Here is a 24339-nt window from a genome sequence, read left to right as displayed (position 1 = left end):
GTCAGCGGGGCCGGTACCCGCCCTCGGCGTTCTCGTAGGCCGCGGCGGACGCGGCGTCGAGGTGGGCCAGCGCGGCCCGCTCGGCCCGCTCACCGTCACCCGACTCGATGGCGTCGACCAGCTGGATGTGTTCGGCCCACGAGTGTGGTGCCCGTTCCGCCGCGCCCAGCCGGAAGACCCACTGCACGTGGAGGTACAGCGCCTTGGCGATCGACGACAGCCAGGGGTTCCCGCTGATCTCGAGGATCCGCAGGTGGAGGACGCTGTTCAGCTCGGCGACCCGGCGCAGGTCCTGCTGCTCGGTCGCCGTGTGGCCCTGGTCCAGCAGTCTCCGCAGGGCGGCCACGTCCGCCGCCGTCGCCCGCTCGGCCGCCAGCCGGGCGGCGAGCGCCTCCAGGCGCTGGCGGACGGCGAACATGTCCGCGAGGGCCTCGCTGCTCGGCGAGGCGACCACCGCCCCGCGGCGGGGCAGGATCACCACGAAACCCTCCGCCTCGGCGACGCGCAGCGCCTCCCGGACCGGGTTACGGGAGACGCCGAAGTCCTCGGCCAGCCGGTCCTCGGTCAGCCGCTCGCCCGGAAGGTAGTCACCGTCGATGATGGCGGTCCGTAGTGCGGCGAGGACCTGGTCGCGTAGCGGCAGGTGTTGAGCGCCGAGTTTGCCCCGCAGGTCTTCAACCAACTGATCGCCTTCCCGTGAGCCACTTCCGACGAAGCGTATACGAAGAACAATTTGCGAAGGATAGCCGACAGTGCTGAGAACACTTCCGAACGTCGTACGTTTTCGGGTCGCCGCGGGGAAGGGCGACCGGAACCTCCTCCTGCGGCGCCGGCACGCCCTCGTCGTCGTGCTCACCTTCCTGACCGGGAGCGCCGACGCCGTCGGCTTCCTCGCCCTCGGCGGAGCGTTCTCGAGCGTCATGACGGGCAACATGGTCCTGCTCGGGCTCTCGGCGGGCAGCGGCCACGCCGAACTCGCCGTGACCTCCGGCTGCGCCATCGTCAGCTTCATCGCCGGCGTGCTGGCCGGCGCCCGCCTGGTCGGCTCGGCGCAGCCGGAGGACCCGGTCTGGCCCCGGCAGGTCACGCGGGCGCTCGTCCTGGAACTCCTGGTGTTCCTCGTCTTCCTCGTCGTCTGGGAGGTCAGTCCACCCAGCCGTCCGGCGCATGTCGGTCTCGGGCTCCTGATGCTGTCGGCGGCGGCGCTGGGCGTACAGAGCAGCGCCATCCAACGGTTCGGCGTACCCGGCCTCTCCTCCACCTACCTGACCGGCACCCTCACGAGCCTGATCGCCGGTGTCGCCGCCCGAAGCCCGTGGCGTGACCTGCGGCCCAAGGCGCACGTCCTGATGGCCCTGATGAGCGGCGCCGGCGTCGGCGCCCTGACGGCCATCCACCTGCCCGCGTGGTCGCCGGTGCTGTTGCTCGTGCCCCTCGTGCTCGTCATCTCCGTGTCGGCGCGGATGGCGGAATAGCCGCACGGCGGACCGCGCACCCGTGGCGGGTGTTCACAGCGGCCGGTTCAGTCCCACGTGGAGGTGACCGGCCCACCGCGTCGGCGTGGCCGGGAACTCGTCGCGGACGGCCCGTACCGTCTCGGTGAGCACCCGGGCCGCCGCCGCGGTGTCCGGCGGGCGGGTCCCGCCGTCGGTCAGCCCGGCGTAGAACGCCGCGGCGACCCGGGCGCTGTCCGGGGTCCGCCAGGTCGTGCCGATCACCCCCCGGAAGCCGGCGAGCTGGAACGCCGCGGCCAGGTGCAGCGGTTCGTCGGTCAGGCGCGGGTGCGTCGCGGCGGAGCCGCACGCGGACAGGAACGCCAGTTCGGCGCGCTCCAGGTGGTAGGCGCCCACCAGGTGCGGGCTCAGCGAGCGCCCGCCGCCGATGCGCAGCCCGCCGGTCAGCATCGAGGCCATGCGCGTGTCGGCCTCGGCGTGGCAGGCGAAGTGCGCGATCGGGTGCTCCCGGAGCGCGTCCTCGACCGCGTCGGGCGCCACCTCGGTCCCCGTCAGCACCGTGGAGCCGGGCATCAGCCGGGCGACCTGCTCGACCTCGGCCCGCACTTGCGACAGCGCCGGCAGGTCCCGCGCGGTGGGCACGCCGACGACGGCGGCCGTGGCGGCCGTCGGCCGTGGCGGCCGGTCGGCCCCCGCGTGGGCCAGGGCCGTGAGCGTCGGCGTCCACGACGACACCGCCCGGTCGAGGACGGTGTTCCGGCCGCCCGGCGCGCGGTGGTGACCGGCCGCCTGCAGGGGGAGGCGGGCGAGCGCGCCGACCGGGCACCACCAGATCCGCGGCGGCGGCTCGTCCGCCGGGGCCAGCACGTCGAGCACCGGCCCGGCGACGGCGTCCCACAGCCAGGCCAGGATGCCGTGCAGGTCCTCCTGGGCGGCGGCGCGCCGGTCGAACGGGACCGTCGGGTCGGTCGCGTCGGCCACCGCCGCGTACCAGCGCACGACGTGCCGCTCGACCGTGGCCGTGCGCAGGTCGGGCAGCCGCACCGCCCGCGCGGGCCGCTCGGGGTCCGCCGGTACGAGCAGGGCGTCACCCCGGTCGCCGTGCGCGGTCACGACGGCGACCGGCATCCCGGCCAGGCGCCGGCGCAGCAGCGGCATCGACGGCGGCCGGAGGAAGTCGGTGAACCCCGGCAGCCGCCGGATCCGCTCGACCACCCGGTCCCGTTCGGCGGCGAGCTGCCGGGTCCGGGCGAGCCAGACCGGCCGGGGGTCCCAGTCGCTGCTGGAGCTGGCCAGGACCTCGCCGGAGTCCGTCCGGCGTTCCACCTGGACGGTGAACTTCCGGACCTGCGTGTAGGCGTCCGCCTCGGCCAGCTCCCGGTCGATCCGATCGAGTTCCGCGGCGAGCCGGGCGTCGACGGCGCGCAGCTCCACCCGGCCGCCGCGGATACCCAGCGCCTCGTGGAACAGCAGGCCCCGGCCGCGTTCGAGGAGTTCGACCGCCCCTTCCGCGTCGCCGGCCGCGATCGCCGCGGCGGCCGCCTCGGTCGCCACCCCGCCCAGCGCGCCGACCGCGCCGAGCCGGCGGTGCCCGGACGACGACCGGTCGACCGAGGCCGGGAGCTGCCGCACGGCCCGCTCCAGGGCGGCCAGCCGGGCCGCCGGATCGCCGGCCTCCCGGGCCAGCTCGGCCTGCTGGCGTTCCGCGTCGATCGCGGTCGCCGGCTCCACCCCGGGCGACGCGGCGACGGCGGCGTACGTCGCGATGGCCTCGTTCCGCGCCGCGCCGGCGTCCGGGCCGCCCGCCCGGGCCAGCGTGGCCGCGGCCCGGGCGAGCAGCCGGGCCCGCAGCGGCCACCAGTGGTGCCCGGCCGGGGTCTGCGTCACCGCCTCCCGGGCCAGCCGCACGGCGTCGGCCAGCACGTCGAGGTCACCGCCCACCAGGTACCGCTGGTAACGGGTGTCCGCGATGGAGCTGCCGATCCGGGGGTGGTCCGGGTGCCCCGGCGGCAGCAGGGCGAGCGCCGCACGGAAGATCTCCTCGGCCGCCAGCAGGCCGGCCTCGTCGGCCCGGCGCACCGACAGGAGAGCCAGGCTGCTCGCCTGGTTGTGCAGGAAGCCGACCCGCCGGGAGTCGCCGGCGGGCAGCGCCTCGACGGCGCGGCGGCTGGTCTCCACCGCCTCGGCGAGCAGCGTGTCGTCGGGCACCAGCACGACCCGGCGGGACAGCAGGCCCGCCAGCTTCATGAGCCGCAGCGGGTACGCCTCGTGCCGCGCGGGCGTCTGCTCCAGTGCCTGCCGCTGGTGGCGCAGCGCCTCGTCCAGCAGCTCCGGGTCCTCGGCCAGCCAGCCCGCGGCGGCAAGGGCGCCGGCGAGGACGACGAGCTGCTGCGGACGGGTGTCCGGTTGCTCGCCGGCCAGGTCCAACGCCGTCCGCGCCGCGGAGACGGCGACCTCGACCAGGTGCTCGACCTGCCCGTGCACCCCCGCCTGGGCGGCCGCGCCCGCCAGCAGGTTGAGCGCCTCCCGCCGCAGCGGGTGCCCCGGCCCGGCGACGTCCAGGGCCAGCTGCGCCCAGGACGCCGCCCGCGCCGCGCCCTCCAGTTCGCCGCCGTGCTCCCAGCGGGCCAGCTCGGCCTCGCCGAGCAGCAGCAGGGCCCGCGCCCGCCGCGGATCGAAGCCCGGCACAGCGGCCGCCAGCAGGACGGCCGACTCGTACCGCTCGGCGAGGGCCGGCGGTGCGGCGTCCACCGACACCCGTCCGGCCCGGTCCTCGGCCCGCCGCAGCAGCCGGTCGAGCACCGCGGGCTGGTCGGACGCGGTCACGATCGTGCCGGCCGGATCCGCGCCGATCTCCTGCACCAGTTGGTTGACGACGGTGTTCAGCCGCTCGAGGGCCGGTGCCGCCGCCGGGTGGTCGGGCGGCATGGTGAGGACCGCGTCGCGCCAGGCGGCGGTCGCCTCGAGCAGCAGCGCCACCGAGGCCCGCTCGGGGATGTCGTGCAGCCGGCACAGCGCCGCGCCGAGCCACGTCGCCACCCTTGGGTCGGCGGGGTCCCGCCCCCAGGCGAGCTGCGCGGCCCGGCGGTAGTCGCCGACGGCCAGTTCCAGGGCCCGCGGGCCGGCGCCCCGGTCGAAGTAGAGCTCGAACAGGCGGGCGCGGCGGACCAGTCGCTGCAGCCGGTGGGGATCCCGCGCCGAGGTGGCGCCCACGGCCTGCGACACGGCGTCCAGGGCCTCGTCGTAGGTCCGGCCGTCGCCGCCCTCCTCGGCCAGGGCCGTCAGCGCCTCGGCGAGGTCGGTCAGCAGCGCGGCCCGGAGCAGGTCCGCCGCCTCGTCGCGCTCGCGGCCCAGGTACGGCAGCCAGTCCCGGTACAGCGAGACGAGCATCCGTAGCGCCTTCCCGGATCCCGCCCGGTGCCGCTCCCGGAGCCCCGCGATGCGGTCGGCCTGCTGCTGGCTGAGCAGGACCTCGGACAACCGCGGCGCATCGGGCCGGCCGGCGTCCGGCGGCTCGTGGCGGATCGGCTCCGGTATCCCGTCCGGGTCGTCGCGGCAGCCCTGCCGGAACAGCGTGACGGCGGCCCGGCGCTCCCGCAGGCCGTCCAGCCCGGGCAGGTCGAGGTAGCGGTACCAGTGCAGCCGGGCCAGTGCCCGCGCCGCCGCCTGCCCGGCGCCCCGGTCACCGGCCGCCGCGGCGAGGAGGTGCGCGTCCGCCCACAGGTCCGGTCCTGTGAGGACGGACGGGTCACCGGTGCGCGCGTACTCCTCGGTGACCGCCGTGACCCGCCGGACCGCGGCGGTGGTGGTCCGTCTCGACATCGCCACTCGATCCCCGTGTCGGCCTGCGATCTCCACCGCCCATCCTGCCCGCCCCGGCCGGTTGGCGGAAGCGGCGCGCGACCCACCCTTGGGGACGGTCGCGGGTTGCCCCGGTCGATAGGGTGGCGGTGGAAGCCCACCGGTGCACCTGGAGCCGCCTTGGAACTCGTCGCGGAGCGCGTCGGCCGGCTGTGCCGCCAGGCCGTCGGCGGGCAGGTGCGGCTGCACGCCGAGCGGTACGGCGTCGCCGACGTGCTCGACCGGATCGCCGAGGCCGTCGCCCAGGGCCGGCTGGACCACCACCTGGAGGAGGACCTCGACCGGCTCGACGACGCCTTCGCCCGGCACGGCGTCGACGGGCTGACCACCGGCGTACGCGGCTTCGAGCCGTGGCTGGGCGGGGGCGGGCATCCCACGGTCGTCGCCTGGGGCTGCCCGAGCCCGCTGCCGTGTCCCCGTGCCGTCCCGGAAGGCGACGGCGACCGGCCGGTGTGCGGGCTGACGGGCACGCCGTTCGGGCAGCGCCGGATCGTGTTGTGAACGCCTTCCTCGCCGAGCTGGGCAGGCAACTGGTGACCCGCTGGACGGCGGCGCTGCTGCTGCCCGGCGCGCTGTTCGCGGCCGCGGTGGTGCTGGCCGAGGTCCTCGGCCAGCGGCACGCCGTCGACCGGTGGGCCCTGGCGGCCTGGTGGGACGGGCTGGCCGCCGGGCCGGCCGGTGGGCCGGGGGCGGGTCTCCTGCTCGGCGCGGCCGCCTTCCTGCTCGGCGCGGCGGCCGCCGGGCTCGTCGCGCAGTCGGTGGGCGTGCTGGTCTCCTGGACGTGGAGCCTGGCCGGGGCCGGGCCGGTCGTGGGCGCGCTCACCGCCCGGCGCCGCCGTCGGTGGGAGCGGGCCGACGCCGCCGTGCTGGCCGCCGAACGCGCGCTGCTCGCGGACGCGGGCGACCCCGCGCTGCGGGACCGCACGCGCCGGGCCGTCGCCCGCCGGGTGGCCGTCTGCCTCGTCGAGCCGGCGCGGCCCACCTGGGTCGGCGACCGGCTGCACGCGACCGACGTCCGGGTGCACCGCGGCTACGGCATCGACCTGGCGAGCGGGTGGCCGCGTCTGTGGCTGCTGCTGCCCGACGAGGCGCGGGGCGAGCTGGCGGCCGCGCAGGAGCGGTGCGGGGCGGCCGCGCGGCTTACCGGATGGGGCCTGCTGTACGCCGCCCTCGGGGCGTTCTGGTGGCCGGCTCTCGTGGTCGGCCTGGTGGCGCTGCCCACCGCTCGCTACCGCGCCCGCCTGGCCGTCGCGGTCTACGCCGACCTGGCCGAGGCCGCCGTCGACCTGTACGGCCGGGATCTGGCCCTCCAGCTCGGGCTGCCCTGCCCGGACCGGCTCACCCGCGAGATCGGGGAGCAGATCACCGCGATCGTCCGCAAGGACGACGTGGTGCCGCGCGACCGTCGGGCGCCCGCGCCGCGCCGGCCCTGACCGGTCACGGTCGCCAGGTCGGGTTGTGCAGGATGGCCAGGTTCTGGCGGGCGGTGACCGCCAGGTTGTCGTCGCCGGCCGGCAGCGCGTCGAGGACCTCCCAGTAGAGAGCGATCGCCCGCCGTCGGTAGCCGGCCAGCGCCAGCGTGGCGGCCAGGTTGTTGCGCCGGCCGACCGTCTGCCGGCTCTGCCGCCCGTGCCGGCGCTCGCTGTGCCGGATGTTCCGCTCGTGCAGCTCCACGGCCTGCGCGTACTGGCCGGCCTGCTGGTAGCCGACCGCCAGGTTGTTGCGGACGACGAGGGTCAGGTCGTCGTCGGCGCCCTGCCCGTGCTCGGCGGCGGCCAGCGCCTCCCGCAGCACGTCCAGCCCGTCGTCGACCTGACCGGCGGCCAGGTAGGCCTGACCGAGCTCGTTGCGGACGGCGAGCGTGTCCTTGTCGAGCGGGCCGAACGCCGCGGTCGCCCCGGCGGCCAGGGGTTCGAGCAGGGCCAGTGCCTCGGTGAACCGGCCACAGTGGCGGTGGTCCTCGGCGACGCTGAGCCGGTAGGCGAGGGTGTTCCGGTCGGGCACCCCCTCCCGCCCGACGCCGGCGGCCCGCCAGATGTCGAGGGACATCCGGACCACGTCGGCCGGGCCGCGCGCCTGACGTGGCGGCGGCGGGGGAGTGCCGGGCAGCGGTGCGGGTGGCCCCGCCTCGTCGGCCGCCCACGCGGCGAGCCGTTCCCGCAGCTCCGGGGCCGGCGTGCCCGGGACGTGCAGCCGGCAGATGCCCTGGTCCAGGTGCAGGTCGAGGTGTGCCCCGCCGGAGCGCAGGCCGGGACCGTCGAGCGCCATGGAGAGCAGGCTCGGGGTGCGGATGTCCAGCCCGCGCAGGGTGGGCCAGGGCAGGCGGAGGAACCGTCGGATCGGCCGGCGCAGGTCGATGCCGGAGCGGTCGAGGACGGCGGTCAGCCCCGTCGTCTCGCCGGTGCCACGCGGATGCCCACCGAGGAAGGTCACGTGCGGTAAAGCGAGGGATGACACGTGGTCATCCTTCCATCCGGCGCGGGCCCGCGCAGCCCCGGAACCGGCGGCTGCGCGGGCCCTCCGGACCGCGTCAGTGCCTGACGCCCGCGGCCCCTTCACCCGTCGTCCCCCCGCGTCCACGGCGCGTGGCCGGCCGGAGCGGCGGGGTCGTCGCCGTGGCCCGGCCGGACCGATGCTCGCATGAAATCGGCGGTCCGGCGGCGCTTCGGAGCAGCTCCCACCGTCGCGGGTACGGGCCGGGAGGAGGCTCCGCCGGCGGCCTCCCCCGTCCGGGGGTAACGGCTCGTCCGGTTCGTCTTATATGAGCGTTATGCCGGAATGAATCATTAAGCTCCTCGGTGTCATCCAGTCCTCGACCCGGGACTCCCGGTGGCGGCCGCGCAGGCGGTTCGCACCGTCGTGAGCACGCCGATCCGGCGTCGCCCCGGGGCGGCTGGAACCAGGTCGCCGGCACCCACAGGGATGCGTGAGTCACGATGATGGACGCGGACACCATGGTCCTTCCCCGGCTCGGCTCGGGAGAGATCCGGGTCGAGGACCCGTGGGGCGAGGACCGTGCGGTCGGTTCCCGGGCCGGCGGGCACCGTCCGCCCGCCGACACCTCCCGATGGCGGCTCGCCGCATGGCTGCTGCCGGCGCTGCTGGCCGGCGCGCTCGGCGCCGTGGGAGCCGGCACCCCCGGCCTGCGCCTGGCGGAACTCGCGACCTGGCGGGCCGCCACCTCCCCCTGGCCGGACGGGCTGCCCGGCGGCGACGTCACGCTCGTGCCGTACCACCTGCTGATGCGCGCCTGGGCGGAGGCGTTCGGCACCTCCGACCTCGCGCTGCGCGCGCCGTCCCTGCTCGCCGTCGCGGCGGCCGCCGCGCTCCTCGGCGCGCTGGCCGCCCGGATGTTCGCGCCGCGCACGGGTCTCCTGGCCGGCGTGATCTTCGCGCTGCTGCCGAGCGTCACCCGCTACGCCCAGGAGGCCCAGCCGTACGCCCTGGCCCTGTTCGCCGCGGTGCTCGCCACCTGGTTCCTGCTGCCCGCCCTGGAGCGGCCGAGCCTGCGCCGCCTCGCCCCGTACGCCGCCGCGGTGGCCGTGCTGGGCCTGTGCCACGCGCCGGCGCTCCTGCTGCTCGTCGGGCACGGCTGGGTCGTGCTCGCCTTCCGGCGCGGGGTGACCGGCCGGTGGCTGGCCGCCGTCGTCCTCGGCGCGCTCCCCGCCGCCGCGCTGCTCTGGTCCGGGGTACGCGACGGTGGGCAGGTCGCACCGGGGGCCCGGCCCGACCTGGCGGCGCTCGCCGCGACCCCCCGGGAGCTGTTCGGCGTCGCCGCGCTGGGTGCCGTGCTGGCCGGGCTGGCGCTGTTCAGCCTCCCGCTGCGGCGCACGGCGGCGGTCTGCACGGCGTGGGCGGTGCTGCCGCCGCTCGGCCTGCTGCTCCTCGCGCAGGCGACGCCGGTCTGGTCACCGTCGAGCCTGCTCTTCACGCTGCCGGCCTGGGCGACGCTGGCCGCGGCCGCCCTGTCCCGGGTGCGCGCTCGCTGGTGGGGGGTGGCGCTGGCGGCGCTGGCCCTGATCGCCGCGCCGGCCCAGGCGGCCGTCCGCGCGCCCGACGGGCACGGGCAGGCCACCCGCGAGGTCGCCGAGATCGTCGGCGCGCGGCGGCTGCCCGACGACGGCGTGGTCTACGGCGACGCGGACGCGCGGACCCTGGTGGCCCGCTACCTTCCCGCCGACCGGCGGCCGACGGACCTGTTCGCCGCGACGCCGCCGCAGGGCTGCGCCGGTTGCCTGTGGGGCGTCCGGCGGCTCTGGGTGATCCGCCCCGGCGAACGCACGGATCCCGTGCCGCCCGTCGGCGGCGCGACGGAGCGGCTGCTCCGCAGCGGATACCAGGTGGCGCAGGTCTGGCACCCGGCCGGGTTCACGCTGGCCCTCCTGGTGGACGACCGCGCCGGCCTCTGACTCAGCACGACCTTTTCAACCCCACTGCCCACTCAGGGTTCGTGGCGAGAACACCATGGGGGAAATCGTGGCCATCGCCGCTGATACAAGGCCGTCCCGGGCCGGTACGCCGGGCACCTCGGGCAACCGTCCGCCGGTGCTCGCCCCGGCCGGGCCGCCCGCCCGGAAGGGACCGGACCGCCGGCGGTTGAACATCCGGGCCCGCCTGGCGTACGCCCGGTGCGGCGCCACCGCCGGGCCACTGGCCGCGCCGCGGCGCCCGGACGCGGCGGTGGAGTTCCGGCACACCGCCTCGCCCGCGGCGCGGCTCGTGCTGACCCTGCTCGTGCTGGTCAACAGCGCGGCCGGGCTGCTGTTCGTCGGCTGGCTGCTGCTGCCCCGGCACGTGCCCGGCGCCGGGCTGTTCGGCGCCGGCGGCTGGGAGACCGTCGCGGCCCGGCTGGGCTTCTGCGTCGTCGTCGGCGTCGAGCTGATCCGCCTGGCGCAGAACGTGGTGGTGTGGGTGTTCGCGTTCCACGCCCGGGACCCGGTGCCGGTGGACCCGCCGGTCGGCCTCCGGGTGGCCCTGCTCACGACGATCGTGCCCAGCAAGGAACCGCTCGACGTGGCGGAGCGGACGCTGCGGCGCCTGCGGGAGATCGTCTACTGCGGACAGGTCGACGTCTGGATCCTCGACGAGGGTGACGACCCGGCGGTCCGGGAGATGGCCGCGCGGCTCGGCGTCCACCACTTCAGCCGCAAGGGCCGGCCGGAGTACAACCAGCCCGGCGGGGAGTTCCGGGCCCGGACCAAGTCCGGCAACCACAACGCCTGGCGGGCCGAGAACGAGAACCGGTACGACGTGGTGGCCAACGTCGACCCGGACCACGTGCCGCTGCCCAACTTCCTCGAACGCACCCTCGGCTACTTCCGCGACCCGGACGTCGCCTTCGTGGTGACCCCCCAGGTGTACGGCAACATGCACCAGAACTTCGTGGCACACGGCGCGTCCGTGCAGCAGTACCTCTACAACGGCCTCATCGCCCGTGGCGGCAACGGGCTGGACGCGCCGCTGCTGACCGGCACCGGCCACCTCTACCGGCCGGCGGCGTGGCGGACCATCGGCGGCTACCAGGACTCCATCATCGAGGACCACCTGACCAGCATTCGCGTGCACGCCGCGACCAACCCGGAGACGGGCAACAAGTGGAAGGGCGTCTACACGCCCGACGTGGTGGCCATCGGCGAGGGCCCGACCTCCTGGGCGGACTACTTCAACCAGCAGAAGCGCTGGGCGGCCGGGATCTGCGAGATCCTCGTCCGGCGGGAGCTGAGGGCGCCGCGCGAGCTGCCGTCCCGGCGGCGCTGGCAGTACCGCCTGCTCCAGTTCTACTACCCGAGCGTCGCGGTCAGCCTCCTGCTGGGCAACCTCGCCACCGCCCTGTACCTGCTCACCGGGGTCGGTTCGGCGCAGCTCGACGTCACCGTGTGGTCGGTGCTCTGGGGCTCGACCTTCGGCACCTGGTTCGTGCTGTGGCTCTGGCTGCGGCGCTTCAACATCGCCCCACACGAACGGGAGGAGATCGGCATGGTCGGCATGGCGCTGGCGCTGTTCGCCGGCCCCGTCTACGTGGCCGCCGGGTTCACGGCCCTGCTGCGCCGCAAACTCGGGTTCGTGGTGACGGCTAAGGGGAAGCTGCGCACCGTCGAGTCGATCCGCACCTTCCGGCTGCACCTCTGCTGGGCGGGCGTCTCCGCCGCGCTGCTCGGCGCGAGCTTCGTGCTGGACAACAGCTCGCCCCTGCTGCGGGTGTGGCCCGTCCTGACCCTCCTGACCGGTCTCGGTCCGCCGCTGATCGCGCTCGCGTCGAACCTGCGGGCCTCCGACCAGCAGGAGGACGAGGTGGTCGTGCCCGCCCCCGCTCGCGCGGAGGCCGAGGAGGTCCATCCGCCCCGGTCCCGGGTCGCGGCCGAGGGGGCGCTGCGATGATCAGGTTCACCTTTCCGCGGATCGTGCTGGTGCTGACGGGCGCGCTGCTGCTCACGTACGCCTTCGCCGTGGCGCCCACCGTGGGCGCCGAGGGCCGGGGTGGAGCCGTTACGGCGGAGGCGAAGGTGGCCCGGCCCCGGGCGCCCTTCCCGCCGGCGGGAAAGACGTTCATCGGGGTCATGACCGACAAGGGTCCGCACGACTTCGCGCCCGTGGACCGGTTCGCGGCGGCCTCCCGGCGCCAGCCGCAGGTCATGCTCTTCAGCGAGGGGTGGGCGTCCGCCACGTTCGACCGGACGCTCTTCGACCGGATCCGCGACCGCGGCATGATGCCGATGCTGGGCTGGGAACCCTGGGACTACCGGCTGGACGAGCGGGCCCGGCAGCAGAAGCTGACCGCCCAGCAGATCGACGCGGTCCGGTCGGCCCAGCCCAGCTACCGGTTGTCCCGGATAGCGGGCGGAGAGTTCGACACCTACGTGCGGTCCTGGGCGGAAGGGATCAAGTCACTGGGCTACCCGGTGGCCATCCGCTTCGCCCACGAGATGAACGGCTACTGGTACCCGTGGTGCGAGCTGGTCAACGGCAACCAGCCGGGTGACTACGTGAAGGCCTGGCGTCACGTGCACGACGTGTTCCGGGCGGCCGGGGCCACGAACGTCACCTGGGTGTGGAGCGCGAACGTGCGGTACACCGACCTGACGCCGCCGATCGCCACCTACTACCCGGGCGACGACTACGTGGACTGGGTGGGCGTCACGGGCTACTACGGCAAGTACGACTTCGCGCCGTACCTCTCCTTCGACGGTGTCTTCAAGAAGACCATCACGGAGATCCGCTCGTTCAGCAGGAAGCCGATGGTCGTCACCGAGACCGGGGCCTCCGACCACATCGGGCGCAAGGCCGAATGGATCAAGGAGGCCTTCCGGACCCTGCCCAGGTACCCGTTCATCATCGGGCTGATCTGGTTCGAGGTGAACAAGGAACTCGACTGGCGCATCGTCAGCTCCCCGGCCGTGGCCACGGCCTTCGCCGACGCGGTCGCCGCCCCTCGCTACCAGGTCACCTGGTCGCCGGACACGTTCCCCCGCACGGAGGAGTAGCGGTGAAGAGGATGACCGCCGGCCGCGCCCTGCTGGTGCTGACCGGAGCCCTGCTGCTGACCTACGCGGTCGCCGTGGCGCCGACCGCCGTGGTCGGCGGCCGGGAGGACCGCCCGGCCGACCCGCCCGCCACGGCCGAGCCGGCCGCCCCGTCCCGACCGGCGCCGGAACTCTTCCCGCCGGCCGGGAAGGCGTTCATCGGTGTCATGACCGACAAGGGCCCGCACGACTTCGCGGTGCTGGACTCGTTCACGGCGGCCGCGAAACAGCAGCCGCAGGTGATGTTGTTCAGCGCGTCGTGGAACGTGGACGCCTTCGACCGGACGCTGTTCGACCGGATCAGCAGCCGGGGCATGCTGCCGATGCTGGGCTGGGAACCGTGGGACCACCGGGTGGACAGGGCGGCCCGGGAGAAGAACCTGCCGGTCCGGCAGATCGACGAGATCAGGTCGAACCAGCCCGCCTACCGGCTGTCCCGCATCACGGCCGGGGACTTCGACCCCTACCTGCGGTCCTGGGCCCAGGGGATCAGGTCCCTGGGCTACCCCGTGGCCATCCGCCTGGCGCACGAGATGAACGGCGACTGGTATCCGTGGTCCGAGGCGAGCAACGGCAACCGGCCCGGCGAGTACGTCGCGGCCTGGCGGCACGTGCACGACCTCTTCCGCGCGGCGGGGGTCACCAACGTGACCTGGGTGTGGAGCCCGAACGCCCGGTGGGACGCGTCGCAGCCGAAGCTGTCCGGGTGGTATCCGGGCGACCGCTACGTCGACTGGGTGGGTGTCACGGGCTACTACGGCATCGGGGCCTACACGGACTACCGGTCCTTCGACTCGATCTTCGGCCCCACCATCACCGAGATCCGCGGGTTCAGCGGGAAACCGTTGGTCATCACGGAAACCGGGGCCTCCGACGCCACCGGGCGCAAGGCCGAATGGATCACCGACGCCTTCCGGGCGCTGCCGCGGCACCCGGACGTCATCGGCCTCATCTGGTTCGAGGTGGACAAGGAACTGGACTGGCGCATCGTCAGTTCCCCGGCTGTGGCGCAGGCCTTCGCCACGGCGGTCGCCGACCCTCGCTACCGGATCCGGTGGTCGCCCGAGCTGCTCCTGCGGACGAAGCTGGAGGACTAACTTCCGGACATAACGGGTGGGAGAGCATAAACTCACGCGGAGTCGGAGCGGGCCCGGAGAAGGTGGTGACGTCGTGCGGGTGACCAGGCCGCGCGTGCTCATGGCGGTGATCGCCGCGCTCCTGCTCGCCTACGCCTACGCCCTGGCGCCGGTCACCACGAGCGGGGGTGGCGCAACCGCCGCCCCGTCCGATGCGCCGACGGAAGCCGGACCGGGCACGGTGCTCTCGGTCGGCGTCGACGGCCCTCCCTTCCCACTGGCTGCGGACCTCTTCCCGCCCGCCGGCAAGGCCTTCATCGGCGTGATGACCGACAAGGGCCCGTACGACTTCGCGCCGGTGGACCGCTTCGCCGCGGCCGCGCGGCGCGCGCCTCAGGTGATGCTCTTCGGCGTGGGGTGGGAGTCCGGCACGTTCGACCGGTCGCTCTTCGACCGGGTCAGGGACCGCGGCATGCTGCCCATGGTGGGCTGGGAACCCTGGGACTACCGCGTGGACCAGGCGGCCCGGAAGCGGACGAAGCTGACGGTCCGCCAGATCGACCGGATCCGCGCCACCCAGCCGACCTACCGGCTGTCGCGGATCACGGGCGGCGAGTTCGACAGCTACCTGCGCTCCTGGGCCGAGGGCGTGAAGTCGCTCGGCTACCCCGTCGCCATCCGGTTCGCCCACGAGATGAACGGCGACTGGTACCCGTGGGGCGACAAGGCCAACGGCAACCGGCCCGGCGAGTACGTCGAGGCCTGGCGCCACGTGCACGACCTCTTCGAGCGGGCGGGGGCCACCAACGTCATCTGGGTGTGGAGTCCGAACGCCCGGTGGAGCATCACCACCGGGAACCTCGACCAGTTTTATCCCGGCGACGACTACGTCGACTGGGTGGGCGCCACCGGCTACTACGGCACCGGGGCCTGGTCGCGGTACTCGTCCTTCGACGCCATCTTCGGTCCCACCATCGCGGAGATCCGCACCTTCAGCCGGCGCCCGCTGGTCATCACCGAGACCGGCGCCTCGAACGCCGGAGGGCGCAAGGCCCAGTGGATCCGGGAGACCTTCCAGGCGCTGCCGAAGCACCGCGACATCATCGGCCTCATCTGGTTCGAGGTGGACAAGGAGATGGACTGGCGCATCGTCAGCTCCCGCGCCGCGTCGACCGCCTTCGCCCAGTCGGTCGCCGCGCCCCGCTACGACGTCCGCTGGTCACCGGACCTCGTCCCGCGCACCGAGCTGGACGGGTAGCCCGGCCGGTCACCGGTCGCGTCGCGGCTCGGGCCCCGCGCCGGGAAGCAGCCGCGCCGCGGCCCGCCGCAGTGGCCGGCCGTCCTTGGCGATCCTCTTCATCCGCCGCCAGGCGGTACGCCCCGGCGAACCGGACGCCCCGCCCGCGGTGTCGGCCGGCTCCCGGGGCGTCCGGGTCGGCGGACCCGGCGCGGCCGGCGTCGTCCGGTCCACCCGGCCGGTGGCGGCGCCCGGGGTCCGGACCGCCGCCTCGACGATCTGCGGGTTGCGGTCGACGGTGTCGAACGCGCGGTCGAGGATGCCGTTCAGCTCGTCGAGCCGGACCTCCAGCATCGCCTCGGTCGTCACGCCGCGGATGTCGATCCGGACCGTGCCCAGCCGGGCCTGCGCGCCGACGTCCAGCTGGAACAGGCCGCCCAGCCGGGCGCGCAGGGACACGTGGGCGTCCAGGTCGTCGACCTCGGCGCAGATGTCGTCCACGCGGAGGTGGGGGATCTGGAGGACGACGTCCGGGTCGGCCATCGTCGGGCCGCTGCGGTGCTGGTCGATCTCCTCGCCCGGGTGCCGCGGGTCGGCCGCTCCGGCCCGCGGCGCACCTGGATCCCGCCCCCCGTTGCCCACCTGACCTCCGTCGCCCCTCGCCGGCCGTCGGCGTGCCATTCCCGGAAAACGCGCGGGCACACCTGCGGGTTGCCCGGGGGAGGACTCACACCAGGCCGCGTACCGCCTTCATGGCCGCGTCGACGTCCGCCTCGCTGTTCGCCATGGTCGCGCCGAACCGCAGGTGGGACGGGTTGTACGGGGTGCTGCTGGCGATCACGCCGGCGGCGTACAGCCGGCCCACCGCCTCGGCCAGCGGGATGTCGGGCACGCTGCAGCAGACCACCCCGGCGGAGAGGTCGGCCGCGCGCGGGGTGACCAGCCGGATCCCCCGGATGCCGGCGAGCCCGTCCTTGAGCCGGCCGGCCAGCTCCCGGACCCGCTCGGCGACCCGCGCGGGCCCGATCCGGTGGTGGAACTCGAAGGCGTCGGCGAGCGCCCACCGGTGCTCGAAGCTGTGGTAGCCGCCCGGCGTGTGCGCCGGTCCCGGCGGCGTCGGCTGCCCGCCCGTGCCCGCGTACAGCCAGCGGCCGATGCTGCGCCGGTCGAAGGTGGGGATGACCGGGGTCAGCCGGCTCCACGCCCGGGTGCTGCCCCAGACCAGCCCGGTGCCCCGAGGCCCGAGCAGCCACTTGTGGCAGCCCGAGACCAGCACGTCGCAGCCGAGCTGCTCGGGGGTGGCGGCGTCGGCGCCGAAGCCGTGCACCCCGTCGACACAGACCAGCGCCTCGGGGCTGCGCGCGCGCACCGCCTCCGCGAGCTGCCGGACCGGCAGTTTCACGCCGGTGCTGGAGTGCACCCAGGTCAGGGCCACGACCCGGGTGCGGGCGGTGACCGCCGCCGAGAGGCCCGCGACCATCTCGTCGACCGTCGTCACCGCCGGGTCCCGGTAGAGGCGCACCCGGCGTACGGTCACCCCGTCGCGCTCGGCCCGCAGCCGCAGGGACTCGTGGGTGGCGTAGAAGTCGTGCTCGGTGGTGAGCACCTCGTCGCCCGGCCGCAGCCGCACCGCCGTGTAGACCAGCCCGAGGCCCATGGTGGTCGAGTCGGTCAGCGCGATCTGGTCGGGCCGGGTGTCGAGGTGGCGGGCCGCCGCACCGAGCACCGCGCCGTCGAGGCGTTCCTCGTTGGCGCCCAGGTAGCCCACGGCGTCGCGGTCGAGCCCGTCGCGGTGGGCGGCGACGGCGGCCCGGACCGGGGCGGGGTGGGGCGCGAAGACGAAGGTGGCCAGGTGCGCCCGGCTGCGGTCGAGCGCGAACTGGGCGCGCACGCTGTCCCAGCTCGCCGGGTCCAGCGCCGGGGCGTCGCTCGCCGCCGGCCCCGCCGCCTCCCGCCGTTCCGGCTCGCAGCCGGTGGCCAGGCCGGTCACGCCGGCCGCCGCGGTCACGCCGAGCAGGTTCCGTCGGGTGAGCTGCATCCGTCCATCGTCCACCGTCCACGTCACGGTCAGGTCACCGAGCGGCGCCGGTCGCCGGTGCGACGACCGGTGATTTCGCCGATGCGGTGGCGGGGCGACGACTCCAATACTGACGCATGTCGATGGACCTTCTTACCCGACAAGGAGCGACCGACGTGCGATCAGCCACCACCACCCGTCCCCGTACCCGTCTCCTGGCGCTGGCCCGGCTCGCCGCGGCGGCCGTCCTGGCCGTCGGCGGGGCCCTGGCCGTCCCCACCGGCGCGCAGGCCGCCGCCAACCCCTACGAGCGCGGTCCGGCGCCGACCGACGCCCTCCTGGAGGCCAGCCGCGGACCTTTCGCCACCACGTCCTACAGCGTCTCGTCGCTGAGCGTCACGGGCTTCGGCGGCGGGGTCGTCTACTACCCGACGAGCACCAGCGAGGGCACCTTCGGCGCCATCGCCATCTCGCCCGGCTACACGGCCACCTGGTCCAGCCTCAGCTGGCTCGGCCCGCGCATCGCCTCGCACGGCTTCGTCGTCATCGGCATCGAGACCAACACCCTCCTCGACCAGCCGGACAGCCGCGGCCGCCAGCTCCTCGCCGCGCTGGACTACCTGGTCCAGCGCAGCTCCGTCCGGGGCCGGATCGACGCCAGCCGGCTCGCCGTGGCCGGGCACTCGATGGGCGGCGGCGGCACCCTGGAGGCCGCGGCCGCCCGGCCGTCGCTGCAGGCCGCCGTGCCGCTCGCGCCGTGGAACCTGGACAAGACCTGGTCGAGCGTGACCGTGCCGACGCTCATCGTCGGTGGGGAGAGCGACAGCGTCGCCCCGGTCGCCACCCACTCGGAGCCCTTCTACAACAGCATCCCGGCGTCGTCCGAGAAGGCGTACCTGGAGTTGAACGGCGCGAGCCACTTCTTCCCGCAGTCGGTGAACACGCCGACGGCCAAGCAGATGGTGGCCTGGCTGAAGCGCTTCGTGGACAACGACACCCGCTACGAGCAGTTCCTCTGCCCGGGCCCGAGCGGGCTGGCCATCGAGGAGTACCGCAACACCTGCCCCAGCTCCTGAGCCTCGCCTCCGGGGCGGCCGCCGCGGCGGCCGCCCCGGTCGTGCGGGGTTCGCCGGGGGCAAAGTCTTTCCGACGGGTTGCCGATAGGTGAAACTGGATGGATGGTTACTGCATTCCCAGTGCAAATAACCTTGCGGGGCCGGGACGACGAGTGCCGGGCGGTCCGCGACCTGCTCGACGGAACCGCCGGCGGCGCGCTGCTGTTCCACGGCGAGCCCGGCTCCGGCCGCAGCGCCCTCCTGGCGTACGCCCGGCGGCACGCCGGTGCGCGGACGGTCCTCGCCGGCGCCGGGCTCGCCGACGAGGCGGCCCTCCCGTACGCCGGCCTCCAACGCCTCCTCGATCCGGTGCTCGACCGGGCCGCCGCGTTGCCCGACCGGCAACGGCGGGTGCTGCGGCGCGTGCTCACCGGCGGTGGCTGCCCGGACGCCCAGCGGCTGACCCTCGCCACCGCCGTGCTCGGCCTGCTCGCCGTCGCCGCCCGCGACCGGCCGCTGCTGTGCACGATGGACGACATCGACGCCGGCGACCCGCAGACCGCCGCGACGCTCGCCGTCGTGGCCCGCCGGCTGAGCCGGCTGCCGGTCGCCCTCGTGCTCGCCGCGACCGGTGCGGCGGCGGCCGGCGACCTGCCCGCACGCCGGCTGCGCCCCCTGGACGAGGGGCAGTGCCGGGCACTGCTCGCCGACCGCCGGCCCGGCCCGCCGCCGCCCGCGGTGGCCACCGGACTGGCGGCGGTCAGCGGCGGCAACCCGCGGGCGCTGGTCGATCTCGCCGACGCGCTCACCCCCGGCCAGTGGCACGGTGCCGAGCCGCTGCCCGCCGCCCCGCCGGCCGGCGGCACGCTGGGCGCCGCGTACCGTGCCCGCCTCGACCGGCTGCCGCCGGACACCCGGCGGGCGCTGCTGCTGGCCGCGCTCGATCCGGACGGGGACCCGGCCACCCTGGACCGTGCCGCGGGCGCCGCCGGTCTCGGCCCCGAGGCGCTCGCACCGGCCGAGGCCGCCGGCCTGCTGCGCGCCGGCCCGGCGGGCGTGACCTTCCCGCATCCGCTGGCCCGGACGATGGTCGAGGTCGTCGCGCCGCTGGCCGACCGGCGGGCGGCCCACCTGCTGCTGGCCCGGGCGTTGGACGGCCGGCCGCTGCGCGCGGCCCTGCACCGGGCCGCCGCCACCGACGGTCCCGACCCGGCCCTCGCCTCGGAGCTGGAGGCGGCCGCGGCCGGCGCGGACGACCCGGCCGAGGCCGTCACCGCGCTGCGCCGCGCCGCCGAACTCAGCGACGACCCCGCCCGCGCTGCCACGCGGACGGTCGCCGCCGCCCGCCGCGCCTGGACGGCCGGCGACCCGGACCGGGCCCGGCACCTGCTCGCCGCGCTGCCCGGTGACCCGGCCGGGGGCGCCCGGGCCGACCTGCTGCGCGGCGAGATGCAGCTGCGCTGCGACGCGCCGGCCACCGCGGTCACCACCCTGCTCGCCGCCGCCGAGGCCGTCGCACCGGCCGACCGGGGGGCGGCCCTCCTCGGCCTCGTCCGGGCCGGCGAGGCCATCTGCCTCACCGGTGACCACTACCGGTACGCGGAGGTGGCGCGGCGGGCGGGGGCGCTGCGCCGGCCCGGGGACGCGGCCGACGCCGAGCTGCTCACCACCTTCGCGGCCGGCGTCGGGGCGACCCTGCGCGGCGACCACGAGCAGGGCGGGCCGGCGCTGCGCCGGGTCGTCGTCCTGGGCGGCCGGCTGTCCGGGCCGGCGCTCAGCCCGGCCGCCCTCGTGTGCGCCGCCGTGGCCGGACTGCTCGTGGCCGTCGACGGCGCGGCCCACCGGCTCGCCGACCGCGCCGTCGAGCTGGCCCGGGCCCGCGGCGAGCGGTCCGTGCTGCCCCGCGCGCTGGAGCTGCGGGCGGTCGCCGAGTACTGGCTGGGCCGGCACGCCACGGCGGCGGAGACGGCCCGCGAGGGGCTCGCGATCGCCCGCGCCACCGGCCAGCGGACCTGCGCCCGGGTGCACCTCGGCATCCTCGCCGTGCTGGCCGCGGTGCGGGCCGACCGGACCACCAGCCTCGCCCGGATCGCCGAGATCGGTGACGGCGCCGCCCCGGGCAGCCGCCCCTACGCGTACGCGCAGTGGGCGCTCGGCGTGCTCGACCTGATCGACGGCCGGCACGCCGACGCGGCCACCCGGCTGGCCTCGCTGGCCCGCACCGGCACCGGCCGCGGCCAGGTCCTCGTGCAGGTGATGGCCACGCCGTACCTGGTGGAGGCGGCCGCCCACGACGGCCGGCGGCCCACCGCCGCGCTCGCCGTCTTCGACCGATGGGCCAGCAGCACGGCGAGCCCGTCGCGCCGGGCGCTGTCTGCCCGCTGCCACGCGCTGCTCGCGCCCCGCGGCAGCGCCGAGGCCGAGCGGCAGTTCCGGACGGCGCTGCGGCTGCATCCCACCGACACCGACCGGTTCGAGCGGGCCCGCACCGAGCTGCTGTTCGGTCGCGAGCTGCGCCGGGCCCGCCGCCCCCGGGACGCGCGGGCGTACCTGCACCGGGCGCGGGAGACGTTCATCCTGCTCGGCGCGACGGTGTGGGCCGAGCGTGCCGGTGCGGAGCTGCGCGCGGCGGGGGAGTCGGTCGGATCGCCGCAGCGGCCGGCCGCGCAGCTGCTGACCGGCCAGCAACTGCACATCGCCCAGCTGGTCGCCGAGGGGGCCACCAACCGGGAGATCGCCACCCGGCTGTCGCTCTCCACCCGGACGATCGACCACCACCTGCGCAACATCTTCCACCGGCTCGGCGTCCGCTCCCGCACCGAACTCGCCCGCCTCTTCACCTGACCGCGGGCCGGCGCGCAACGGCCCGTCCCGGGGGTAGGGTGCTGGTCGAGCCCGGGTTCCCGCCGTCGAGCCGGTCGTCCAGGGGGTCAAGTGAGCGCACGAGACGTCGAAGCGCATCGCGACGAGCCCGTCCACGGTGGGCAGGACTATGACGAGGTCTACCGCGACACCGCCGACTCGGGCGGGCCGCCCTGGGACATCGGCGGTCCGCAGCCGGCCCTCGCCGAGGTGCTCGACCACGAGGTCCGAGGCCCGAAGGTGCTCGACATCGGCTGCGGCACCGGCGATCTCGCGATCGCCCTCGCCCGCCGCGGCCACCGGGTGACGGGGGTCGACATCTCCCGGGTGGCGATCGACCGGGCCCGCGCCAAGGCCGCCCGCGAGGGCCTGCCCGTGCACTTCGAGGTCCAGGACGCCACGAACCTGTCGCTGCCCTCGGCGCCGTTCGACTCGGTGTTCGACTCCGGCCTCCTGCACAGCATCCACCGCAACGGCGGCGCGATGGACCGCTACCTCGCCTCGCTGCCGGGTCTCGCCGCGCCGGGCGCGGCCGTCTTCGTGCTGGCCGTGTCACCCGAGGCGGGCCACGGCTGGGGCCTGACCGAGCGGGAGCTGCGGGCGGGCTTCGCCGGGCCGGCGTGGACCGGCACGGAGGTGCGGGGCATCGACGTGGTCGCGGAGACCGGCGGCCAGACGCTCCACCTGGCCGGTCACCTCCTCCGCACCGTCCGGGCGCTCGGCGCCTGACCTCCACAGCCAGCCGGCCCCGGGTGCCGTGGGGTGGCAGCGCGCGCACGCGTCCACCGACGACGGTCCGGGGTCGCTGCGTCCTAGCGGCGGCCCGTCCCCGCGGCGTCACGAGGTGGGGACGTCGCGGGGGTCACCGGTGACGGCCGGTTGACGCGACCTCCGGCAGGGTCGCAGCGCGACGACGTGGTGACTCGACCGCTCCACCGTCTCCCGCAGGCCGTCGAAGGGAACCTCATGATCAGGACGATGCTCCGGCTGCGCGCGCGTCCGGGCTGCGAGCCCGCCGTGCGGTCCGCGTGGCGGACGGTCGCGGGGCAGGTCGGTGGCTCGGCCGGCAACGTCCGGCACGAGCTGCTGCTCGACGCCCTGGACCCGCGCGGGTTCGTCGTCGTCACGGAGTGGGCCGACGAGGCGGCGCTGCACGCGTACCGGGACGGGCCGGTGGCCGCGCGGCTGGCCGAGCTGGTCCGGCCGCTGACCGAGGCGACCGGTGCGGTCGACTACCCGGTGCTGCGGGAGCACGTTACGGGCGACTCGACCGTCTACGTGGACGTGGAGCTGACCGTGCCGGCGCCCCGGCTCGCCGAGTTCCACCGCGGCTACCCGGAGGTCCGGTCCCGGATGGCCGGGATACCCGGGTACCGGCGTGAGCAGCTGCTGCGCGAACCCGGGTCGGACGTGCACCACATCTTCGCCGAGTGGAACAGCGCGGAGGAGTTCCTCCGTTGGATCGCCGACCCCGCCCACGCGTCCGCGCAGGCCGGGCCGATCGCGCCGTTCCTCCTCGACATCCGGCGCCGCCTGTTTCACGTCGTGCCCGACGGGGACGGCCGGCGACAACCCATCACGGGCAGGGAGGCCGACGTGCACAGGGAAACGGACGTACTCGTCGTCGGGGCGGGGCCCGCCGGGCTGACCGCCGCCGTCGAGCTGGCCCGGCGGGGCGTCGACTGCCGGGTGATCGACAAGCTGGCCACCCCGGCCGGCCAGGCCGACAAGGCGATCGGCGTGCACTGCCGCACCATGGAGATCTGGGAGGAGCAGGGCGTCGTCCGGGAGGCCATGGACGCCGGCATCTGGCTCACCGGCAACATGGTCTTCGTCAACGGGGTGGAGACCCACCGGATGAGCTGGGAACTGCCCGGCCTGCCGTACGCGCACCTCGGCCTGCCCCAGTACGAGACCGAGCGCATCCTCACCGCCCGGCTGGCCACCCTCGGGGTACGCCCGCAGCGCGGCGCCGAGCTGGTCGACTTCGCCCAGGACGACGACGGCGTGACGGCCACCGTCACGACCGCCGACGGCGGCACCGAGACGGTCCGCGCGCAGTACCTGGTCGGCTGCGACGGCGCCCACAGCCGGGTCCGGGAGCTGCTCGGGCTCACCTTCACCGGCGGGCTGGGCCGGTTCCCCCAGCTGTTCATGCTCGGCGACGTCGACGTGGACTGGGACATGCCCGACGGCCACCTGCTGCGGTTCCTGCACGAGACCGACGGCCGGATGGACGGCATGCTGGTCTGCGTCCCGCTGCGCGGCGAGCGCCGCTACCGGATCGCCACCCTGGCCCCGCCCCGGTTCTTCGCGCAGACCGGCGGGCAGGACGCCCCGCCCGGGTTCAGCGCGGAGCTGGGCGCGCCGACCCTGGCCGACGTCCAGGCCGCCCTCGACCACCTCGCCCCGCCCGGCACCCGCGCGGCGAACCTGCGCTGGTCGTCGGTGTTCCGGATCAGCCACGGCATCGTGGACCGGTACCGCGACGGCCGCGTGTTCGTGGTCGGCGACGCGGCCCACCTGCACCCGCCGGCCGGCGGGCAGGGCATGAACACCGGGATCCAGGACGCCTGGAACCTGGCCTGGAAGCTGGCCCTGGCGGTCCGCGGGATCGCCGCGCCCGGCCTGCTGGACAGCTACGAGACCGAGCGGCGGCCGGAGGGCGAGGAGATCGTCGGCCGCGCCGTGCGGATGGCGTTCACCGACGAGCTGGACCGCGAGGACCTGAAGCGGCAGTTCCTCCAGGAGATGTCCATGCTGCTCAGCTACGCGGGCAGCCCCCTGGTCGGGGAGACCGTGTCCGATCCGGACGCGCTGGGCGAGGCCCCCCGCCCCGGCGACCGCGCCCCCGACGTGCACGGGCTGCTGCGGCGCGGCGTCGGCCACCCGCTGCGCCTGCGCGACCTGACCCGCGGCACCCGGCACACGCTGCTGCTCTACGCCGACGCGTCGGCCGACGAGGCCGCGCTGGGCGCGATGGCCGACCTCTGCGCCGACGTGCGGCGGCAGACGGCCGGGGAGGTCGACGCCTACCTGCTGCTCAGCCCGGACGCCGCCGAGCCGCGGCTGCTCGACCCGCCGGTGCTGTACGACGCCGACGGCCGGTTCCGCGCCACGTACGGGCTGACCGGCACCGGCCTCTACCTGGTCCGCCCCGACGGGCACGTCGGCTTCCGCAGCCAGCCGGTCGACGCCGACGCGCTCCGCAAGCACCTGCACCTGGTGTTCGGCGGTGCCCGGTGACCCGGGTCCGT

Annotated in this window: 17 protein-coding genes; 12 read left to right on the top strand and 5 right to left on the bottom strand. The window is 75.6% G+C overall.

The window, feature by feature from the left end:
* Position 1: 1 nt before the first annotated feature.
* Positions 2-682, bottom strand: coding sequence for a GntR family transcriptional regulator (locus tag GCE86_RS14135; protein WP_163636726.1), 681 nt, complete (start codon positions 680-682; stop codon positions 2-4).
* Between the two features lie 70 nt (positions 683-752).
* On the opposite strand from GCE86_RS14135, the gene GCE86_RS14130 reads away from it, so the two are divergent.
* Entirely contained in the window at positions 753-1475 is a 723-nt protein-coding gene (locus GCE86_RS14130) for a YoaK family protein (protein WP_154227392.1), read from the top strand.
* Positions 1476-1508: 33 nt separating this feature from the next.
* On the opposite strand, the gene GCE86_RS14125 is transcribed toward GCE86_RS14130, so the two are convergent.
* Positions 1509-5276: a CHAT domain-containing protein gene (locus GCE86_RS14125; protein ID WP_154227391.1), complete on the bottom strand. Its 3768-nt coding sequence runs from the start codon at positions 5274-5276 to the stop codon at positions 1509-1511.
* A gap of 159 nt (positions 5277-5435) precedes the next feature.
* On the opposite strand from GCE86_RS14125, the gene GCE86_RS14120 reads away from it, so the two are divergent.
* Positions 5436-5816: a hypothetical protein gene (locus tag GCE86_RS14120; protein ID WP_154227390.1), complete on the top strand. Its 381-nt coding sequence runs from the start codon at positions 5436-5438 to the stop codon at positions 5814-5816.
* A complete protein-coding gene (locus GCE86_RS14115; RefSeq protein WP_154227389.1) occupies positions 5813-6748 on the top strand; it encodes a hypothetical protein in 936 nt (311 codons plus the stop codon). Before GCE86_RS14120 ends, GCE86_RS14115 begins: the two co-directional genes overlap by 4 nt.
* A 4-nt stretch (positions 6749-6752) precedes the next feature.
* Here the strand turns inward: GCE86_RS14115 and GCE86_RS14110 are convergent, their stop codons facing one another.
* Complete coding sequence (locus GCE86_RS14110) at positions 6753-7772, bottom strand: tetratricopeptide repeat protein (RefSeq protein WP_154227388.1); 1020 nt, start codon at positions 7770-7772, stop codon at positions 6753-6755.
* Positions 7773-8251: 479 nt separating this feature from the next.
* On the opposite strand from GCE86_RS14110, the gene GCE86_RS14105 reads away from it, so the two are divergent.
* The 5 genes from GCE86_RS14105 (at position 8252) to GCE86_RS14085 (ending at position 15169) form a co-directional block, all read left to right on the top strand.
* Positions 8252-9724, top strand: a complete 1473-nt coding sequence (locus GCE86_RS14105; protein WP_154227387.1) for a glycosyltransferase family 39 protein — start codon at positions 8252-8254, stop codon at positions 9722-9724.
* A gap of 55 nt (positions 9725-9779) precedes the next feature.
* Positions 9780-11693 (top strand): glycosyltransferase family 2 protein, encoded by a 1914-nt coding sequence (locus GCE86_RS14100; protein WP_204341978.1) that lies wholly within the window; start codon positions 9780-9782, stop codon positions 11691-11693.
* Positions 11690-12796, top strand: coding sequence for a glycoside hydrolase family 26 protein (locus GCE86_RS14095; RefSeq protein WP_154227386.1), 1107 nt, complete (start codon positions 11690-11692; stop codon positions 12794-12796). The genes GCE86_RS14100 and GCE86_RS14095 overlap by 4 nt, the downstream gene beginning before the upstream one ends.
* An 11-nt stretch (positions 12797-12807) precedes the next feature.
* Positions 12808-13932, top strand: coding sequence for a glycoside hydrolase family 26 protein (locus tag GCE86_RS14090; RefSeq protein ID WP_154230497.1), 1125 nt, complete (start codon positions 12808-12810; stop codon positions 13930-13932).
* 73 nt (positions 13933-14005) lie between these two features.
* Entirely contained in the window at positions 14006-15169 is a 1164-nt protein-coding gene (locus GCE86_RS14085; RefSeq protein WP_244317294.1) for a glycoside hydrolase family 26 protein, read from the top strand.
* A gap of 9 nt (positions 15170-15178) precedes the next feature.
* Here GCE86_RS14085 and GCE86_RS14080 read toward each other — a convergent pair whose 3' ends face one another.
* Together GCE86_RS14080 and GCE86_RS14075 are read right to left on the bottom strand one after the other, a co-directional pair.
* Positions 15179-15790, bottom strand: a complete 612-nt coding sequence (locus tag GCE86_RS14080) for a hypothetical protein (RefSeq protein ID WP_154227385.1) — start codon at positions 15788-15790, stop codon at positions 15179-15181.
* 85 nt (positions 15791-15875) lie between these two features.
* A complete protein-coding gene (locus GCE86_RS14075) occupies positions 15876-17186 on the bottom strand; it encodes an aminotransferase class V-fold PLP-dependent enzyme (RefSeq protein ID WP_204341979.1) in 1311 nt (436 codons plus the stop codon).
* Positions 17187-17308: 122 nt separating this feature from the next.
* On the opposite strand from GCE86_RS14075, the gene GCE86_RS14070 reads away from it, so the two are divergent.
* From GCE86_RS14070 to GCE86_RS14055, 4 genes are all read left to right on the top strand, one after another.
* Positions 17309-18241, top strand: coding sequence for an alpha/beta hydrolase family protein (locus GCE86_RS14070; RefSeq protein WP_167537096.1), 933 nt, complete (start codon positions 17309-17311; stop codon positions 18239-18241).
* Between the two features lie 120 nt (positions 18242-18361).
* Positions 18362-21064, top strand: coding sequence for a helix-turn-helix transcriptional regulator (locus GCE86_RS14065; RefSeq protein WP_244317293.1), 2703 nt, complete (start codon positions 18362-18364; stop codon positions 21062-21064).
* A 90-nt stretch (positions 21065-21154) separates the two neighbouring features.
* Entirely contained in the window at positions 21155-21811 is a 657-nt protein-coding gene (locus GCE86_RS14060; protein WP_154227381.1) for a class I SAM-dependent methyltransferase, read from the top strand.
* A gap of 237 nt (positions 21812-22048) precedes the next feature.
* Entirely contained in the window at positions 22049-24328 is a 2280-nt protein-coding gene (locus GCE86_RS14055; protein WP_154227380.1) for an FAD-dependent monooxygenase, read from the top strand.
* Positions 24329-24339 lie beyond the last annotated feature (11 nt).

This window comes from Micromonospora terminaliae (assembly GCF_009671205.1).
GTDB classification, from domain to species: Bacteria; Actinomycetota; Actinomycetes; order Mycobacteriales; family Micromonosporaceae; genus Micromonospora; species Micromonospora terminaliae.
The sequence above is the reverse complement of the archived record's forward strand: the minus strand, read 5'-3'. Positions and strand labels throughout refer to the sequence as shown.

Bases quoted from the DNA above. Each gene is read 5' to 3' on its own strand.
- GCE86_RS14075 (WP_204341979.1), bottom strand. From the start codon at position 17,186: ATGCAGCTCACCCGACGGAACCTGCTCGGCGTGACCGCGGCGGCCGGC.
- GCE86_RS14095 (WP_154227386.1), top strand. From the start codon at position 11,690: ATGATCAGGTTCACCTTTCCGCGGATCGTGCTGGTGCTGACGGGCGCG.
- GCE86_RS14055 (WP_154227380.1), top strand. From the start codon at position 22,049: ATGATCAGGACGATGCTCCGGCTGCGCGCGCGTCCGGGCTGCGAGCCC.
- GCE86_RS14090 (WP_154230497.1), top strand. From the start codon at position 12,808: ATGACCGCCGGCCGCGCCCTGCTGGTGCTGACCGGAGCCCTGCTGCTG.
- GCE86_RS14100 (WP_204341978.1), top strand. From the start codon at position 9,780: ATGGGGGAAATCGTGGCCATCGCCGCTGATACAAGGCCGTCCCGGGCC.
- GCE86_RS14105 (WP_154227387.1), top strand. From the start codon at position 8,252: ATGATGGACGCGGACACCATGGTCCTTCCCCGGCTCGGCTCGGGAGAG.
- GCE86_RS14125 (WP_154227391.1), bottom strand. From the start codon at position 5,276: ATGTCGAGACGGACCACCACCGCCGCGGTCCGGCGGGTCACGGCGGTC.
- GCE86_RS14070 (WP_167537096.1), top strand. From the start codon at position 17,309: ATGGACCTTCTTACCCGACAAGGAGCGACCGACGTGCGATCAGCCACC.